Source organism: Rhodococcus sp. TAF43 (genome assembly GCF_052113525.1).
Taxonomy (GTDB): domain Bacteria; phylum Actinomycetota; class Actinomycetes; order Mycobacteriales; family Mycobacteriaceae; genus Prescottella.
Genome location: NZ_JBFRDL010000119.1, coordinates 1 through 1,429, shown reverse-complemented (window position 1 = coordinate 1,429; position 1,429 = coordinate 1). Strand labels below are relative to the sequence as shown.

Annotated in this window: 2 protein-coding genes; both read left to right on the top strand. The window is 61.7% G+C overall.

Going from position 1 to position 1,429, the window contains the following annotated elements; genetic code table 11:
* The first annotated feature begins 220 nt into the window (after positions 1-220).
* Positions 221-550, top strand: coding sequence for a helix-turn-helix domain-containing protein (locus AB4Z09_RS29060; RefSeq protein WP_254622519.1), 330 nt, complete (start codon positions 221-223; stop codon positions 548-550).
* Entirely contained in the window at positions 547-1,389 is an 843-nt protein-coding gene (locus tag AB4Z09_RS29055) for an IS3 family transposase (protein ID WP_254622520.1), read from the top strand. The genes AB4Z09_RS29060 and AB4Z09_RS29055 overlap by 4 nt, the downstream gene beginning before the upstream one ends.
* Positions 1,390-1,429: the final 40 nt, after the last annotated feature.

The following is a 1,429-nucleotide window of genomic DNA, read 5'->3' as shown; positions in this document are numbered from 1 at the left end:
GAACTGACCCCCGGGAGTTGGACTGAGAAATCAGTTCAGACTCCCGGGGGTCAGTGTTTTGGATAGACGAAGTTCGCTGACGCAAGAGCAGCGCATCGCAGCAGTAGTGTTGTTCGAGAAAGGTGCGGCTTCGAGGGCCGTAGCGACGTCGTTGGAGGTGCCCCGCGATCCGATTCGTAGGTTGCACCAGCGGTGGCGGGTCCGAGGCAGAGGAGTGCTGGTGTCGAAGAGGGCAACGCCTGCTGTGTATCCGTTCGAACTGAAACTGGACCTTGTGCAGCGGTTCCTCGCGGGCGAGACACTCGCGGAGCTGGCGGAGGAAGGCGGGTTGTCTTCGCCTGTCCTGCTGCGTAGGTGGGTTCGGGAGTATCGCGCTCACGGCGAAGATGCGTTGCGGCCGAAGCCGAAGGGGCGACCAGCCAAGAGCACGGTCACGGGCGAGGAGACGGAGCTGGACCGTCTTCGCCGTGAGGTCGAGTATCTCCGGGCGGAGAACGCGTACCTGGGAAAATTGCGGGCCTTGATGGAGGAGAAACGACGGACAAGGTGAATGCCGTCGTTGCCCTCAAGGCCGTCCATTCCCTCACCACGTTGCTGAAGATCGCCGGTCTTGCGCGGTCGACGTTCTTCTACCACCAAGCCAGGCTGTCCGAGCCGGACAAGCACGCGGAGCTCAAGACCGCGATCCGGCAGATCTTCGACCGGCACGGCGGCCGCTACGGGCATCGCCGCATCCACCAGCGGCTGCGCCGCGAGGACTGGGTTCTGTCGAAGAAGACCGTCCTGAAGCTGATGAACACACTCGGGCTGCGTTGCGCGATCCGTCGCAAACGCTATGTCTCGTTCAAGGGCGAGCCCGGCAAGATCGCCCCGAACTTGTTGAGGCGCGACTTCACGACCACGGGGACGAACCAGAAGTGGGTCACCGACGTGACGGAGTTTCGTGTCGGCGAGCAGAAGGTCTACCTCTCGACGGTGATGGATCTGTTCGATCGGCAGATCATCGGTCACGCGCACGGAACTTCCCCGAATCTCGCGTTGACGAACACGTCGCTGCGCCGGGCGTTGAAGACCAGGCACCGAGGGCAGAAGCCGATTGTCCACTCCGATCAAGGATTCCAGTATCAGCATGTTTCCTGGCGGCGACTGCTGAAGGGGCGTGCGATCCAGTCGATGTCGCGCAAGGGCAACTGCCTCGACAACGCGGTCATGGAGAGCTTCTTCGGGCATTTGAAGGACGAGCTCTACTGCAACACCACGTTCCTCACTGTCGACACTCTCACCGTCGCGATCGATGACTACATCGCATGGTTCAACACCGAACGAAGCCACTCAACGCTGAAGGGCCTGAGCCCGGTTGAATACCGGGCTCAGGCCCTTGCCGCATAGCCCCGTTACGATCTCACTTGGCCAGTCCAACTTCCGGGGG